Origin of the sequence: Acinetobacter sp. AOR12_HL, assembly GCF_027855275.1 — a bacterium.
Lineage (GTDB): Bacteria > Pseudomonadota > Gammaproteobacteria > Pseudomonadales > Moraxellaceae > Acinetobacter > Acinetobacter baumannii.
In genome coordinates this window covers 61,318-76,308 of sequence record NZ_JAKTIJ010000018.1, presented here as the reverse complement: position 1 = coordinate 76,308, position 14,991 = coordinate 61,318, and the positions used below count along the sequence as shown (strand labels likewise).

At 42.1% G+C, this 14,991-nt stretch carries 13 protein-coding genes and 1 pseudogene; 3 read left to right on the top strand and 11 right to left on the bottom strand.

What is annotated here, in order from left to right; translation table 11 throughout:
* Position 1: 1 nt before the first annotated feature.
* The 3 genes and pseudogenes from benC to benA all read right to left on the bottom strand — a co-directional run bounded on the left by benC (position 2) and on the right by benA (position 2,969).
* Complete coding sequence (benC, locus tag MKL36_RS08400) at positions 2-1,018, bottom strand: benzoate 1,2-dioxygenase electron transfer component BenC (protein WP_021510519.1); 1,017 nt, start codon at positions 1,016-1,018, stop codon at positions 2-4.
* Between the two features lie 52 nt (positions 1,019-1,070).
* Positions 1,071-1,590 (bottom strand): annotated as a pseudogene (gene benB / locus MKL36_RS08395) (benzoate 1,2-dioxygenase small subunit).
* On the bottom strand, positions 1,587-2,969 hold the full coding sequence (gene benA, locus MKL36_RS08390; RefSeq protein ID WP_001137401.1) for a benzoate 1,2-dioxygenase large subunit: 1,383 nt from the start codon (positions 2,967-2,969) through the stop codon (positions 1,587-1,589). The pseudogene benB and the gene benA overlap by 4 nt, the downstream one beginning before the upstream one ends.
* A gap of 283 nt (positions 2,970-3,252) precedes the next feature.
* Here benA and MKL36_RS08380 point away from each other — a divergent pair, with 283 nt between their 5' ends.
* Positions 3,253-4,212, top strand: coding sequence for a LysR family transcriptional regulator (locus MKL36_RS08380; protein WP_021510518.1), 960 nt, complete (start codon positions 3,253-3,255; stop codon positions 4,210-4,212).
* Positions 4,213-4,261: 49 nt separating this feature from the next.
* On the opposite strand, the gene MKL36_RS08375 is transcribed toward MKL36_RS08380, so the two are convergent.
* The 7 genes from MKL36_RS08375 to MKL36_RS08345 all read right to left on the bottom strand — a co-directional run bounded on the left by MKL36_RS08375 (position 4,262) and on the right by MKL36_RS08345 (position 9,983).
* Complete coding sequence (locus tag MKL36_RS08375) at positions 4,262-5,143, bottom strand: SphA family protein (RefSeq protein WP_021510517.1); 882 nt, start codon at positions 5,141-5,143, stop codon at positions 4,262-4,264.
* A gap of 184 nt (positions 5,144-5,327) precedes the next feature.
* Complete coding sequence (locus tag MKL36_RS08370) at positions 5,328-6,389, bottom strand: NADH:ubiquinone reductase (Na(+)-transporting) subunit F (protein WP_021510516.1); 1,062 nt, start codon at positions 6,387-6,389, stop codon at positions 5,328-5,330.
* Between the two features lie 14 nt (positions 6,390-6,403).
* The gene (locus tag MKL36_RS08365) at positions 6,404-6,766 is read right to left on the bottom strand and encodes a phenol hydroxylase subunit P4 (protein ID WP_004702711.1); all 363 of its coding nucleotides are present in this window, start codon (positions 6,764-6,766) and stop codon (positions 6,404-6,406) included.
* A 59-nt stretch (positions 6,767-6,825) separates the two neighbouring features.
* A complete protein-coding gene (locus MKL36_RS08360; protein ID WP_021510515.1) occupies positions 6,826-8,352 on the bottom strand; it encodes an aromatic/alkene/methane monooxygenase hydroxylase/oxygenase subunit alpha in 1,527 nt (508 codons plus the stop codon).
* 45 nt (positions 8,353-8,397) lie between these two features.
* Positions 8,398-8,664 carry an MmoB/DmpM family protein gene (locus MKL36_RS08355; RefSeq protein WP_021510514.1) on the bottom strand — a complete coding sequence of 89 codons (267 nt, stop codon included), beginning with the start codon at positions 8,662-8,664 and terminating at the stop codon, positions 8,398-8,400.
* Positions 8,665-8,675: 11 nt separating this feature from the next.
* Positions 8,676-9,674 carry an aromatic/alkene monooxygenase hydroxylase subunit beta gene (locus tag MKL36_RS08350; RefSeq protein ID WP_021510513.1) on the bottom strand — a complete coding sequence of 333 codons (999 nt, stop codon included), beginning with the start codon at positions 9,672-9,674 and terminating at the stop codon, positions 8,676-8,678.
* 21 nt (positions 9,675-9,695) lie between these two features.
* Positions 9,696-9,983, bottom strand: coding sequence for a phenol hydroxylase subunit (locus MKL36_RS08345; protein ID WP_000193470.1), 288 nt, complete (start codon positions 9,981-9,983; stop codon positions 9,696-9,698).
* A 369-nt stretch (positions 9,984-10,352) separates the two neighbouring features.
* Here MKL36_RS08345 and mobR point away from each other — a divergent pair, with 369 nt between their 5' ends.
* Positions 10,353-12,023, top strand: a complete 1,671-nt coding sequence (gene mobR, locus MKL36_RS08335) for a phenol degradation transcriptional regulator MobR (RefSeq protein WP_021510512.1) — start codon at positions 10,353-10,355, stop codon at positions 12,021-12,023.
* 57 nt (positions 12,024-12,080) lie between these two features.
* Here mobR and MKL36_RS08330 read toward each other — a convergent pair whose 3' ends face one another.
* On the bottom strand, positions 12,081-12,281 hold the full coding sequence (locus MKL36_RS08330; protein WP_085941179.1) for a heavy-metal-associated domain-containing protein: 201 nt from the start codon (positions 12,279-12,281) through the stop codon (positions 12,081-12,083).
* A 166-nt stretch (positions 12,282-12,447) separates the two neighbouring features.
* On the opposite strand from MKL36_RS08330, the gene MKL36_RS08325 reads away from it, so the two are divergent.
* The gene (locus MKL36_RS08325) at positions 12,448-14,919 is read left to right on the top strand and encodes a heavy metal translocating P-type ATPase (RefSeq protein ID WP_021510511.1); all 2,472 of its coding nucleotides are present in this window, start codon (positions 12,448-12,450) and stop codon (positions 14,917-14,919) included.
* Positions 14,920-14,991: the final 72 nt, after the last annotated feature.

Here is a 14,991-nt window from a genome sequence, read left to right as displayed (position 1 = left end):
GTTAATTCGCAGAGAATTTTTCAAACAAGAAATTAGCTGGTTTGATATTTTCAGTTTCTAACCAACTACGTACCGCCTCTACCATTGGCACTGGGCCACATAGATAAACATCGACGTCGCCCCCGTTTAACCATTCACTTTCAATATGACCAGTCACATAGCCTTTGCGTTCATGGTTACTCTCAGGGCTTGCAACTACAGTGCGGTATTCAAACCATGGAAATTTCGCCTGCAACTCATTGAGTTTTTCTAGAGCAACTAAATCAAAGTCATTGGTTACACCAAAGACTAAACGAACAGGTTGTTCGGAGCCTTTTTCTTCAAGCACTTGTAACATCGACATAAATGGGGCAATGCCAGTACCGCCTGCCAGCATAAGCACTGGACGTACTACATTACGTAAATAGAAGCTACCGAATGGACCAGTAAAAGTCATTTTGTCACCAGCTTTGGCATTCTTGCTTAAGAATTCACTCATTTTGCCATTCGGTACGTTACGTACCACAAAGCCCGTTAAGCGGTTGCCTGGTTTTGAGCTAAATGAATATGAACGTGTTTCGCCAGTTTCTGGAATTGCAACATTCACATACTGACCTGCAAGGAAATGAATATCCGGTTGTCCTTCATCAAGTTGAATATCAAATGTGATGGTTGAGTCTGATAAGTTTTCAACACGGGCTAAAGTACCTTGGAAGCTATGAATTTCTGTTTTGCAGACATCTGATGAGGCTTGAATCTGGAATACGGCATCGGAAGTTGGGCGACATTGGCAAGCAAGAATATAACCTTGCTCAGCTTCTTCTGGTGTTAACGCATCTTCAATATAGCTTTCTTCTGGCATGTCATAATGACCTGACTCGCAAAATGCGCGGCAAGTTCCACATGCACCATCACGGCAATCCAAAGGAATATTAATTTTTTGGCGATAGGCTGCGTCAGATAGGGTTTCGCCTTGAGCTACGTTAATAAAACGTGTAACACCATCTTCAAATTGAAGTGCAACATTGTGGTTTGACATGGCATGTATCCTACAAAATATTTGAAACTTTTACCCTCAGCCAACAGTCCGTTTAGCTGAGGGGGTATGTCTTAGAGGTGATAAATATCAATGACTTGATTGATGTAGTCATTTTTCAAAACGACATACTTGCTCAAGATTTTTGGTTGATCACCTGAAAAATCGATCACATAACGTGACATACCGAAATAGCTGTAATTTGTCTTGTAACGGAAACTCAAGGTATTCCAGTTAAAGCGAACAGTAACTTTGTCTCCGTCGCGATCGAGAACTTCAACGTTGGCAATATTGTGGCTTGTGCGTGTGTCCGGCATGGTTGCAGATGAGCGTTCGGTTTTAATACGGAACACTCGATCTTCTAATCCTTGACGGTCTGGATAATAAATAAGTGAAATTTCAGATTGCGGATCTTCAGTTAATCTATCGTCGTCATCCCAAGCTGGCATCCAGAAAGAAGCTTCTGGCGCATAGCATTCAAGCCAGTCATCCCATTGTTCATCATCTAAAAAGCGAGCTTCACGATAAAGAAACTGAGCAATATTTTCTAAAGTTGCTTTGTCTTGAGTACTCATGCTGTTTCTCCCTGATCAGCAATTTCTTTCTCTGTAGCAATCGCGTGTTTCATGGTTTTTAACCAATATTGATGCTGGGCCAGATACAGTCCTTCATCTTCAGTTTTAATCCCACTTAACATCGGTTTTAAACCGATTTCGTTTGCTGCATCATCTGGTCCATAAATCCAGTGTTTTGAACCACGGCACATGTCATTCCATTCAAGTGCAATACCTGCGTAGCCTGCCTGACAAGCACGGAACTCTTCTAAATCGTCTGGTGTTGCCATGCCTGAAGCATTAAAGAAATCCTCATATTGACGGATACGGCGTGCACGAGCTTCAGGTGCTTCACCTTTAGGCGCGATACAGTAAATGGTGACTTCAGTTCGATTAACTGAAAGTGGGCGAAGTACACGAATTTGCGAACCGAATTGATCCATCAAATAAACATTTGGATACAGACAAAGATTACGTGAACGCTCAATCATCCATTTCGACATCGCTTCACCGTATTTTTCGGTGTATTCGTCTGCTTTTGGGAAGTTAGGACGGTCTTCTGGGTTTGCCCATTGTGTCCAAAGCAACATGTGACCATTTTCAAAGCCATACGAGCCACCGCCTTGTTTACCCCAAGAACCTGCACTCATCGCGCGGATGTTATCGGCAGCTTGAGTTTCTTTACGGTGTTGAGTTGTTGCTGCGTAATTCCAGTGAACAGCAGAAACGTGATAACCATCGGCGCCATTTTCAGCAGTGAGTTTCCAGTTGCCTTCGTATGTATAGGTCGATGAACCACGTAAAACTTCCAAACCATGTTCAGACTGGTCAACAATCATGTCGATGATTTTGGTGGTTTCACCCAAAAATTCTTCAAGCGAAGGAACATCGGGATTTAAGCTACCAAATAAGAAGCCTTTGTAGCTCTCAAAACGAGCTACCTTTTTAAGGTCGTGTGAGCCGTCTTGGTTAAAGCAGTCAGAGTAACCTGCGTCAGTTGGGTCTTTTACTTTGAGCAATTTACCTGAGTTATTAAAAGTCCAACCGTGGAAAGGGCAAGTATACGTTGCTTTGTTACCACGCTTGTAACGGCAAAGTTGTGCTCCGCGGTGTGAACATGCATTGATCATGGCATTAAGTTCACCGTTACGGTTACGGGCAATGATAATCGGCTGACGACCAATATAAGTCGTGTAGTAGTCATTATTATTTGGAATTTGGCTTTCGTGTGCCAAGTAAACCCAGTTACCTTCGAAGATGTATTTCATTTCGAGGTCAAATAAGGCTTCATCAGTAAAAACTGAGCGGTGAAGTTTAAATTCACCTGTATCGATATTGTCTACAAGTAATTCATCAATACGGTCAAGATGGCTGGTATTGATTACAGGAATACGTGGCATGTCCGTTCTCCGACTTTCCAAAGGGTGGAAGTCATCAAGACCTTCGCTACGATTTAAAAGGTCTTGATATCCTAATATGTCAATGAAGCGTATAAACGCGTCGGGTGTTTAACCGCGAATGGATAAAGATAGATCGAATGTTGGCCAGTATGATTTCAATCGGTGCTATACAAGTGATCTATAACTTCATCGGGTTATTGCTTGTATATACCTTAAAAGAATGGTTAAACTGTGTCTAAGACTGAATTTGCATTTTAATATATCTTAAAGGTATGGAAACCTGATGGAACTAAGACATTTACGGTATTTTGTGGCTGTTGTAGAAGAACAGAGCTTCACCAAGGCAGCCGAAAAATTATTTATTGCTCAACCGCCTTTGAGTCGGCAAATCCAAAATTTGGAAAGTGAGCTTGGAATTCAACTCTTTGAGCGAGGAAGCCGCCCTTTACAGACCACACCAGCAGGGCATTTCTTTTATCAGCACGCTGTTAAACTTTTGTCGAATGCTGAAGAAATAAAAAGTATGACCAAGCGTATTGGTCTCATCGAAAGAAGCATGACCATTGGTTTTGTCGGGTCTTTACTTTATGGGTTGCTGCCTCGAATCATTTATTTATTTCGTCAGCAGCAGCCTCATCTGAATATTCAGCTCATGGAATTAAGTACAACCGAACAGTTACAGGCCTTAAAAGAAGGCCGTATTGATGTCGGGTTTGGGCGTTTAAGAATTAGTGATCCCGCCGTGAGGCGAATTCTTTTACGTAAAGAGCGTTTGGTCGTTGCCGCGCATACCAGTCATCCAATTGCACAGCGCACAGAAGGGGTATATCTGGCCGATTTGATTGATGAAAAGATGTTTATGTATCCCACCTCGCCAAAACCGAACTTCTCAACCCAGCTTTTGAATATTTTTGCCGAACATAGTTTGGTTCCCAAAAATATGCATGAGATACGGGAAATTCAATTGGCTTTGGGCTTAGTCGCAGCGGGAGAAGGGATCTGCATTATTCCAGCAAGTGCCGATACCATTCGATTTCCACACTTAAACTATATTCCGATTTTAGATAACGGCGCGGTCAGCCCAATTTTTATTACTGCACGGGCAATGGACAGAAGTGAAGACTTACAATCATTGTTCGACTGTATTTATCAGGTTTATGACTTGGAAGAGATACCTTATCAACGAACTGTTTTTACACTTGATCAGAACCCGATAGATGATTCAAATGGTATCGATTTTTAAATAAGGGAAGTGCATAGCCTCAAAAGCTGAAGCTATGCGTTGATGTGTTTTAAAAAGCCCAAATCAGTTTTAGCCAGCTGGTGTGGCCTTCGGGACGATATTCGACTTCGGTTTCTTTTAAAAATTTGGCTTCAATAGACCAGTTTTTATCGGCATATTGAATGCCTGGACCAATTGCAAAAGCCTGTCCTTTAAAACCAATATCATTTCCATTTACTTTGTCATCTGTGGTTTGTTTAAAAGCATAGCCTTCAAGTGCCACTTTGAGTTTGGGATTAATGCGGTAGCCTAAGCTATAGTCACCCGCAATGTATTGTCCAGACTGGTAGTCGGTTGCGTCGTTACGTGTATTCCAGCTATAAGACAGTTTAGTTGAAAGATCTAAGCCTGCCGCGTTGGCATAACTATAGGCAATAATCGGTCGAATGGTGTGATAGTTTTTCCCGAGATTGGCTTCAACTAGATGTGTCGTACTTGGAGTGTCATATTCACCTGTTCCCAGTACGGTTTCGAGGGCTGCAATCCAGTGATGATTTCCTTGATGCCAGCCGAGCATACCACCCAAAATCAAGTCGCCGAGACCTTGGTTTGAGTCAGCCATCCCATTTACTTTAAGCCGTAGATCAACCAATGGCTGGGCTGCATAAAACCCCAGTTGTCCATCCAGAATTTTTTGATCGGTCATCCAGACCAACCGTGGAACCACGGCATTGACATCAACATGGAACTGATCGGGACCATTTTGAAACTCTGATGCGTGGTAATTTTGATAATAACTGAGTAGATAGATCCCAGCAGGTGGTAAAGCACCCGCCATCATACCTTCGGCACCTAATGCAAAAGAATCTGAGCCATTTTCTGTTGCAAATGCAGAGGGAAGGTAAAGGGCGCTGATTACACCACATATGATTGCAGCAATTTTGTTATTCATAGAATGTCCTATTCTGTGTTGTTTGGCTTGTCACTAAAAAAACGTTATTCCTTAACGGTCTTTAAAATTTGAGTCTGTTTAACCTATAAATTTGGAATGCAGAACTCCTGTGAGCCTTGTATTTGCTTTCTAAATTACAAATACAAAGCTCATTTGAAAAAGCGGAGTGCTTAAAGGTTTATCTTTAAATATGTTTGAATAAAGCCGAACGCGATTGTCCAGCAGCACCATCGGCTGCACTTAAGAACCGTTCAGTATGAATGTCCCGTTCGAATAAGCGACTTTGCATGAGTGTTGAAATTGCCGAGTCGATCATGATTGGAGGACCGCACAAATACGCTTTGTGTCCACCACATCGATTTTCAAAGTAATCGGCAACAGCCTCGTGCACAAATCCGGTAAATCCATTCCATTGGTCTTCTGCTTTTGGTGCATTGAGAGCAGGGATATAGCGGAAGTTCGGATAGTCTTTCACGAGTTGTTCAAACAATTCTCGGTTGTATAGCTCTGCCAAGTCTCGTGCTCCTTGGAAGAGGTAAATGGTGCGACTATCTCCAGACTCAAGCAAATCTAAAATCATCGATTGTGGACTTGAAAGACCGGAACCTCCTGCAATGAAAATAGCATTTTGATCATCTGACTTGCGTACGAAAAATTGACCATAAGGGCCTGAAATATCAAGCTGATCACCTGTGGAAAGCTGTTCATGTACATAAGTCGTCGCTGCACCGCCTTCAACTTTACGAATATGCAGTTCAACAATGCCCACTTCACTTGGTGAGTTGGCAATTGAAAACGCTCGAGTTCCTTCAATGTTTGGGAACTGGACATTGATATATTGGCCAGCTTGGAACTCGATTGAGCGATTTAGTTGTAGTCGGATTCCTTTAATGGTTGGTGACAGGTCTTTTATTTCAATGACTGTCGCTTGATAGTCTTGAACCAAATGGCCTAAGAAATCTGGGTCTTCATCGACATCGGCTTCAATGACCATGTCGGATTGTGGTTTGCAGCAGCAGGCAAGCACCTTATTTTCATCGCGTTCGATATCCATGAGCGCAAATGGTGAAGCTTCACCAACATCGTAAAAACCGTCGGTGACTTGAACCTTACATGTCCCGCAAGTGCCATGACCACAGGCAAAGGGTAACCAAACGCCTTGACGTAAAGCGGCATCTAAAATGGTTTGGTCTTCTTCTACTTCAATCGTTGTTCCGATCGGTTCAATGGTGACTTGATAACTCATGACACACCTCCGAATTAAACGTAGCTGTCGTTATAGCCATTTAATTCTGGCGTAACGAAACGAAGTAATGACTTATGACCAAAACCAAGCTCTGCCAAGCTTTGAGTACTCTCTGGATTGATTGTTTGATCATCTAAGATGTATTGCACTTTTGACCAATCAATTTTGGCAAAATCTGGATGTTGGGCAAAACCACCTGTAATTTGTTGCTCAATCAACTGTCCAAAAGTCTGTTGAGGTGAGGCAAGCATGGCATGTGCCGAGCAAAAAAGTGTGTGATGATCCCAACCCACGTAAAGTAAGAATTGATCGCCATAATTTTTTTGCAGATCAAGTGGTTCAAATTGATAGTTGTTGTGTATCGCGCGAACAGTCATGTTCAATCTCCTTATTTCCGATCAGGCAGCTTGATCACTGCCTGAACAATTCCTTGTGCTTAAGCTGCGTTGCCTTTCCATTTTTTCCAGCGCTGTTGGTCTGGGGAACCTTCAATATCCAGATTGTCGGCACCGACATTCATGCGGTAATAATCGCGGAGCATAGTTTCGAGGTCACCGCCACCACAGTTGCCTTGCAAAATTTGATTTACAGGTAGCCATGCTTGTATATATTTCTCAGGCTCGCGCTCGAAAATGTCATGACAGCCATCTGAACAGGTGTGGTAGCGTTCGCCTTGGTAAATGCTATGGCGATAACTAAACTGAGTCGGGTCATCACCCATTTCAGTAAAGGTCATTGGAATCTGACAAACCTGACAAAGCTGTGGTAAACCTGCGCTATAGAAGCGTTTACCTTCGGCTTCCATTTTGCGAGCCAACTCCCATTTTGGACGGTAGTATTTATCGAAAGTGTCTGGATATTTAGCCGATAACCAATCCATTTCTTCATCGGTTGGAATCCATGTATGGAAACCAGCAGCATGACCAAAGTTATAGAAAATCCACCATGCCTGATGTGAGACATGCTCTTTTTCTTTCACAATGACATCACTATATTTCGGCATACGAATGCCATAACGGCTTAAATCTTTAAATAGCGCACCGCCTGCCTGTTCAAAATAAACTTCCCAAGCTTCTTTCCAAGACATCACTTTGTTTGGCAGCATGTAATCCATCATCATGCCTACAATTGAAAGCAAACGCGTCCCACGCCAGAACCATTTATCAATCCATTCCTGAACAATAGGTACGTTGTCTTCATGTTGTTCGAGCAAGAATTTCACGATTTCAAGACCAAGCGTCATGTGGCGAGCTTCATCTGACTGCGCACTAAAACCAAAGGTTACGGTTGCCATATCGCCGTTATAAGCTGCACCTGACATAAAAGGCACAAACAGCAAATTGGTAAGTACATATTCAAAAGCAAAACTAATGGCTAATAAAAACTCGAAAGGGCCAGCAGAACGGGCATCTTCAAAAAATGATTTAGGCACAGACAAATACCAAACGCGGTCATGCATATGTGCCCAGTCCTGAAAACCATCAAAGAACTTGTTGTAATGGCTCATGGCATGAATTTGAGTCTGTACATGACGCAGCTCATCAATCGACTGCATCTGAGAAGCAATACGTGCTCCAATACCACTAAATTGGCGGCCTACATGGGCATAGCCTTGATAAGCCTGATATTCAAGTGGGGTCACCGCTGTTAAAAAGAGTTTGATCGCATTTAAGTAGCGTTCATTGCTGACATTCATCTGACCGTTGTTTTGAGCAAAGGCATCAAAAATCGCATAAAGTTTTTTCTCTTTTTCTGCCTGATATTTCCAGTAAGCATCCATAGTTAAACGGAATGGATCTTCCCATTTAGACCAGTCCGTAATTTTGATGCCTTCAAACTCTTCATAAGGGAAGGCCTCTTTACGGTCAGCATAGGAAAAGTCCCAGTCCAGATCACGAGTTAATGCGCGGTAACGATCTTTCGCATTTAATTTTTTGCTGGTTTCTTTCGCTTGAGTTGTCATGATTGATCATCCTTAAATCTTTGTTAAACAACGTCTATGTTGTGATTAATTCCAGTGAAGGCGGAAAGTTTCGTCATCTTCTTCGACGTTGCCGCCCAGCGTAATCATGTTGAGTTGTAACGATTGGATGTCCCAATCTTGGCCTAGTTTTTCAGATACGGTTTCGGCTTTAATCACCAAATCAGTTTCACTTTCAATTCGGATCATGGCGGGTAAATATTGAATTAACGCTTCAGGGTTATCTTCTTCAATCGCCTCAATGATGTAGCGTGAAGTATCGTTGTCTTGTAATGCGAGATAGACTTTAGACATGTTGCTTCTCCTTAAGCATTTGTAAGTGGCTGTAGGCCGAGTTTTTTTGCACGTTCAATAACAGCTTGTTCTGCTTGATCAACTGCCTCTACTGTTAAGGCTGCTGTTGCCCAAGGTGTAAAGGCTACTTTCACTTGAGCTAGAGACTCAGTGAACCATTCATTTAATAGCTGTTTGTTATGATCGGATTCTGCTGCGGCAGTTTTAATGACGGTGTCTGACCACTTACGTAAATCACCTAAAGTGTCTTTCATAAACTCAGTCAGCATGGCTAAGTCACGAGCATTTTGAGTGACTAACCACTGATCAAACTGTTGATAGACAAGCTCTGTCACAAAGCCGTCCATCACAAGGTTCTGTAATAAGAAAAGTTTGAAGTAGTCCTGCTCGGTGAGGCTTTCTTCACACAGACGGCGTAAACCTTGCCATGCCGGATGTTGCATCCAAGCCTGTTTTGCCTGTTGTAATGAATTGCCGCTATTACCATCTAAAGCTAAACCAATCCGTGAGATGTACTGCGCAATTCCTAAATGATCCATCGCGGCATAAATACAAGCTTGGGTAAGCACGGTGCCATAACCATAGGCACTGCCAGACATCATGTGTAAGTTTGCAGTTTGTTCAACGTGGCGAAATGGCAATAGGTACTCAATGACCTTAGCTTTGACTTCATCAGACAAATGTTCTGCAAGCTGACGTTTTTCAAAAAAAGCAAAATTACTTTCGGCGGTGTCTTGTAACCGCGCACGGTGCTGAACATAAGTTCCATAATAGAATTGACGTGGATCTTTGAATGCATACCAATCTTGCATTTGCAGGGCAGTATGGGTTTTGTCATTTAAAGTCTTTTCAGGTTTCCACAAAGGACGATAGTGAAAGTTAGTTTCTGCCTGTACATCGAAACTTACTTCTTGATATCGAGTAGCTGGCTTACTACCAAATCGTCTTTCGATATAGGCGTAGTTCTGGCGGATAGGTTCGACATTTGACGTTTTGATTTCTAAAGTCATGGCTTTATCTCCTTATATTTTTTACATTTGATCATCGTGATCGTTGCTATTACGTTGCGTGCCGACTAAGGTTGCTTCAGTGCCATAGCGCCATTTTTCTTCCTGAGCATCGTTAAAAGCTTGCTGCTCTTGGGTCATTTCAACCACTTGATTGGTTTTACAAAAATCATTAAATGCATGTTTAGGCAAAACCAGTTCCACAAATAGACTTGGGTCGTGAATGGCAAAATCGAATTCGATAAACTCTGCGTTTAAGTCGCCAGTGATCCGAATATATTTGGTTAATGCTTCGACTTGAGGTTGCGTCATGCTGTACTCCATCAAGACATGGTCTTGAAATTGATGAATGCTCCTTGCTCTCGCTACTAGCTTTACAAAAGCTATGCCAACTTTATTTTTGTTATTAAAAACAGATGATTAAGTTTTTTATGGAAAATGAGGAATTTTTTAAATTCACCATTTCATGAATTTTTTTGAATGGTGAAATAGATATATTCATGATTTGATGAATAGGGTCGTAAAAATTTCTTTTTAGATTGTTTGAGGCTTTAAATGGAGAGATTTAGAAATACTTTTTTAGTATGAAGTTATGTCTTTAAGATACTAGGACATTTATCTGGTTCTTCGATAAGATGAGATAAAACCCAAATGTGTTTAATGGATTAAAACAGATCACTCATGGCTCGAGTAAAATACGATACAACGGGACGATACGCAGATCATCCGCAAGAAATTCACGATTTGCTGTCTAAATTGCACTTTGATACTGCCCACGGCCAAATCTGGTTTGATGAATATCGGATGCTGCTTTTACACACCAGCATTATGGGATATTTGCGTAAAGACTTAGCGCACATGATTGGGCTTGAACGGACCAAGCGTTTTTTTATTCGTTTAGGTTATCAAGCTGGGTTAAAAGATGCAGAAGTTACTACAAAAATGCGTCCCGATTTAAATGAACACGATGCTTTTATGGCGGGTCCACAAATGCACGCCATTCGTGGAATGGTGCAAGTACAGGCCAACCAGCTCAATTTAAGCCACGATAAAAAACAGTTTTATGCCGATTTAAATTGGCTCAATTCTTTTGAAGCCGATGTGCATTTAGAGCATTTTGGCCCAAGTGATGAACCTGCGTGCTGGATGCTTCTGGGTTATGCGTGCGGCTACAGTAGTTTTGCGACGGGCATGACCATTATTTATCAAGAAATAGAGTGTAAAGCTTGCGGCGATGAGCATTGCCGTATTATTGGTAAGCCTTTAGAAGAGTGGGAAAATGCTGATGAACTGATTCAGTTCATGTCTCCCGAACCCATGGAAAAAGAACTGATTGCGTTGCAGGCTGAACTTTTTGAACTTAAAAAATCAATTTATAGCGACAGTGAAGCCGATTACCAATTATTTAGTTCTGTGGGTAAGTCAGCATCTTATAAACAGGTCTGTGCATTATTAACAAAAGCAGCAGGTTCGAAAGTTTCTATTTTGCTACAAGGCGAAACCGGCGTTGGTAAAGAAGCTTTTGCTCGAGGAGTTCATGAAAATAGCCAAAGAAAAGAGCAACCTTTTATTGCAGTAAACTGTGCAGCGATTCCACCAGAGTTAATTGAGTCTGAGTTATTTGGGGTAGAAAAAGGGGCTTATACAGGAGCGCATCAATCTCGCTTGGGGAAGTTTGAACGAGCCAATGGTGGTACGATTTTTTTAGATGAAGTGATTGAGCTTTCTCCTCGTGCACAAGCAGCACTATTACGCATTTTGCAGGAAGGTGAATTTGAGCGAGTAGGAGATTCACAGACACGTATTTTAGATGTCCGTGTAATTACAGCAACCAATGAAGATCTTGAGCAGGCTGTAAAAACAGGGCGATTTCGCGCAGATTTATATTATCGCTTAAATATTTTCCCAGTGCAGATCCCGCCTTTGCGAGAGCGCCGTGAAGATATTCCTTTATTGGTTGAACACTTTCTTCATCGCTTTGAAAAAATGTACGGCAAAACCATTCAGGGTGTAAGTGAAAAGACCAAAGTTTTTATGCAGCAATATGAATGGCCGGGAAATATTCGTGAGTTGGAAAACTTATTAGAAAGGGCTGTTTTATTAACGGATGATCAGCAGCTGATTAAGTTAAATGCCATTTTCCCACAGATCAAGCATGACCCTGAGCAGGCTGTAGCTGTTGAAACTGACTTTGAGCAATTATTAAAGGCAGAGTTTAATTTAGAAGAACATGAGAAGCAGTTAATTTTAACGGCTTTAAAAAAAGCTAATCATAACGTGTCTGAAGCAGCACGTTTATTGGGAATAACTCGGGCGGCACTGGATTATCGAATTAAAAAATTTCAGATTTGAATCAATATCAACAAGCTCAAAAATAAAGGCCTAACTTTAAACGTTAGGCCTTATCGACTATTGCACTTTCGCTGGGAAACCATCTTCTTCAAGTGCTTCGGTAATTTTATCGATGCTTTCACTGCTTTCAACAGTCACAATTTTGCTCGCTAAGTCTACATCTACTTTTGCATTTGGATCGATGTCCTGAATCGTTGCTGTCACACCACGTGCGCAGCCACCACAAGTCATATTTTCAATAAGTAGTTTCATATTCATACTCCATCAAGAATGAGATGTTTGTTTGGATAACACTGAGTCTAAACCTTGTCATGATTGTAAGGTCAAGACCAAATTTTTAAAAAAATATGCTTGACCTTCCCATGATGGGAATCTGTATGCTCAATACAGAATATTAAATTTTGCAGATTTGCAGAGGTGTTTGATGGACTCAAAAACCACAAAATTGCCAGCATATAGTGAAACACTCTCAATTGAGGGCATGACTTGTGCATCCTGTGTAGGACGTGTCGAAAAAGCACTTAAGAAAGTTGAAAATGTAGAGATTGCCAATGTTAATTTGGCAACAGAAAAAGCCGTTGTTTATTCAAATCAACCGATTCAGCGTGAAGCACTGGTTAAAGCAGTTGAACGTGCGGGTTATGATGTTCCAAAAGCTGCGCCAGTGGAGTTGTCTATTGAGGGCATGACCTGTGCATCTTGTGTTGCACGTGTTGAAAAAGCCCTCAAAAAAGTAGACGGTGTTCAAGAGGCAACTGTCAACTTAGCAACAGAGCAGGCTTGGGTACAAGCAGATGCATCAGTCAATGTTGAAGACTTAATTCGTGCTGTTAAAAAAGCAGGTTATGACGCGAAAGCAGCTGAAAAAAAACAAGATGAGCAACTCGATAAAAAAGCTTCAGAGTTAGATCAGCTTAAAAAAGATTTGATCATTTCGATTGTGTTGGCCTTACCTGTGTTTATTTTGGAAATGGGTTCACATCTAATCCCAGCTTTTCACATGTGGGTCATGCACACCATTGGTCAATACAATAGCTGGCTTTTACAGTTTGTTTTAACCACATTAGTGCTCGTTTTTCCTGGTCGCCGTTTTTACCAAAAAGGGATTCCAGCCTTATGGCGTTTAGCACCAGATATGAACTCGCTGGTCGCTGTAGGAACTTTAGCTGCCTACAGTTTCTCAGTCGTGGCAACCTTTATGCCGCAGGTATTACCACAAGGCACGGTCAATGTTTACTTTGAAGCGGCTGCTGTAATTGTCAGTTTAATTTTACTCGGACGTTATTTTGAAGCAAAAGCTAAAGGACGTACTTCACAAGCGATTCAACATTTGGTGGGAATGCAGCCAAAAACTGCCCGCATTCAGCGTGATGGACAAATAGTGGAAGTTGCAGTTGCCGAAGTGGTCAGTGGAACTATTGTAGAAATCCGTCCGGGTGAGCGTGTGCCAGTCGATGGTGAGGTGGTTGAAGGGCACAGCTATATTGATGAATCTATGATTACGGGTGAGCCTGTTCCTGTTGAAAAGAGAGTAGGACAACAAGTAGTTGGGGGTACAGTCAATCAAAACGGTACTCTAAACATTCGGGCAACCGCCGTTGGTTCTTCGTCTGTACTTTCACAAATTATTCGCATGGTTGAGCAGGCCCAAGGTTCTAAACTTCCGATTCAGGGGTTGGTTGATAAAGTCACTATGTGGTTTGTACCGGCTGTCATGCTAATTGCTGCAATTACTTTCTTGGTTTGGTTTATTTTTGGGCCAGAGCCTGCGCTGACTTTTGGCTTGGTGAATGCTGTTGCGGTACTGATTATTGCGTGTCCTTGTGCGATGGGGCTTGCAACACCAACTTCTATTATGGTCGGTACTGGACGTGGTGCTGAGCTAGGAGTTCTATTCCGTAAAGGTGAAGCTTTGCAGCTTTTACAAGAAGCACAGGTCGTTGCCGTTGATAAAACGGGTACGCTCACCGAAGGCAAACCGACACTGACAGACTTTAATGTGCAATCTGGCTTTGAACGTAACCAAGTGCTGACTTTAGTTGCCTCAGTCGAAGCCAAGTCTGAACATCCAATTGCCCTTGCGATTGTTCAAGCAGCAGAAAGTGAAGGCATAAACTTATTACCAGTAACAGCATTTAACTCGATTACAGGTTCAGGTATTGAAGCGGAAGTTTCAGGCCAAAAAGTACAAATTGGCGCAGACCGTTATATGCACCAACTTGGTTTAGACACCAGCTCATTTCAAGCGATTGCTGCTCAGTTAGGTGAAGAAGGCAAAACACCACTCTATGTTGCCATTGACCAGCAACTTGCGGCAATTATTGCCGTGGCAGACCCCATTAAAGAAACAACCTATGCTGCGATTGAGGCCTTACATAAATTAGGTCTCAAAGTGGCCATGATTACAGGAGACAACCGTCATACGGCGCAAGCAATTGCCAAAAAGCTGAACATTGACGAAGTTGTGGCAGAGGTTTTACCCGAGGGCAAAGTGGATACAGTCCGCCAACTGCAAAAACAATATGGTCGCTTAGCTTTTGTTGGTGATGGTATTAACGACGCACCAGCCTTGGCACAAGCGGACGTGGGCTTAGCCATTGGTACAGGAACAGATGTTGCCATTGAAGCTGCCGATGTGGTGTTGATGTCAGGTAGTTTAAAAGGCGTACCGAATGCAATTGCACTAAGTAAAGCCACCATGCGAAACATACGCCAAAATCTGTTCTGGGCATTTGTATATAACGTTGCCCTGATTCCAATTGCAGCAGGTGCGCTATATCCAGCATTTGGTGTATTACTTTCACCTATGTTTGCAGCAGGCGCGATGGCACTTTCTTCGGTCTTTGTTTTAGGCAATGCGTTACGCTTAAAACGCTTTCATGCGCCAGTAGAGTAAGCGTGCTGAAAATCAACTTTTGGTTTAAGATCATGACAGCAGGTCTTAAAACAAATTTAATATTTGAGGTGT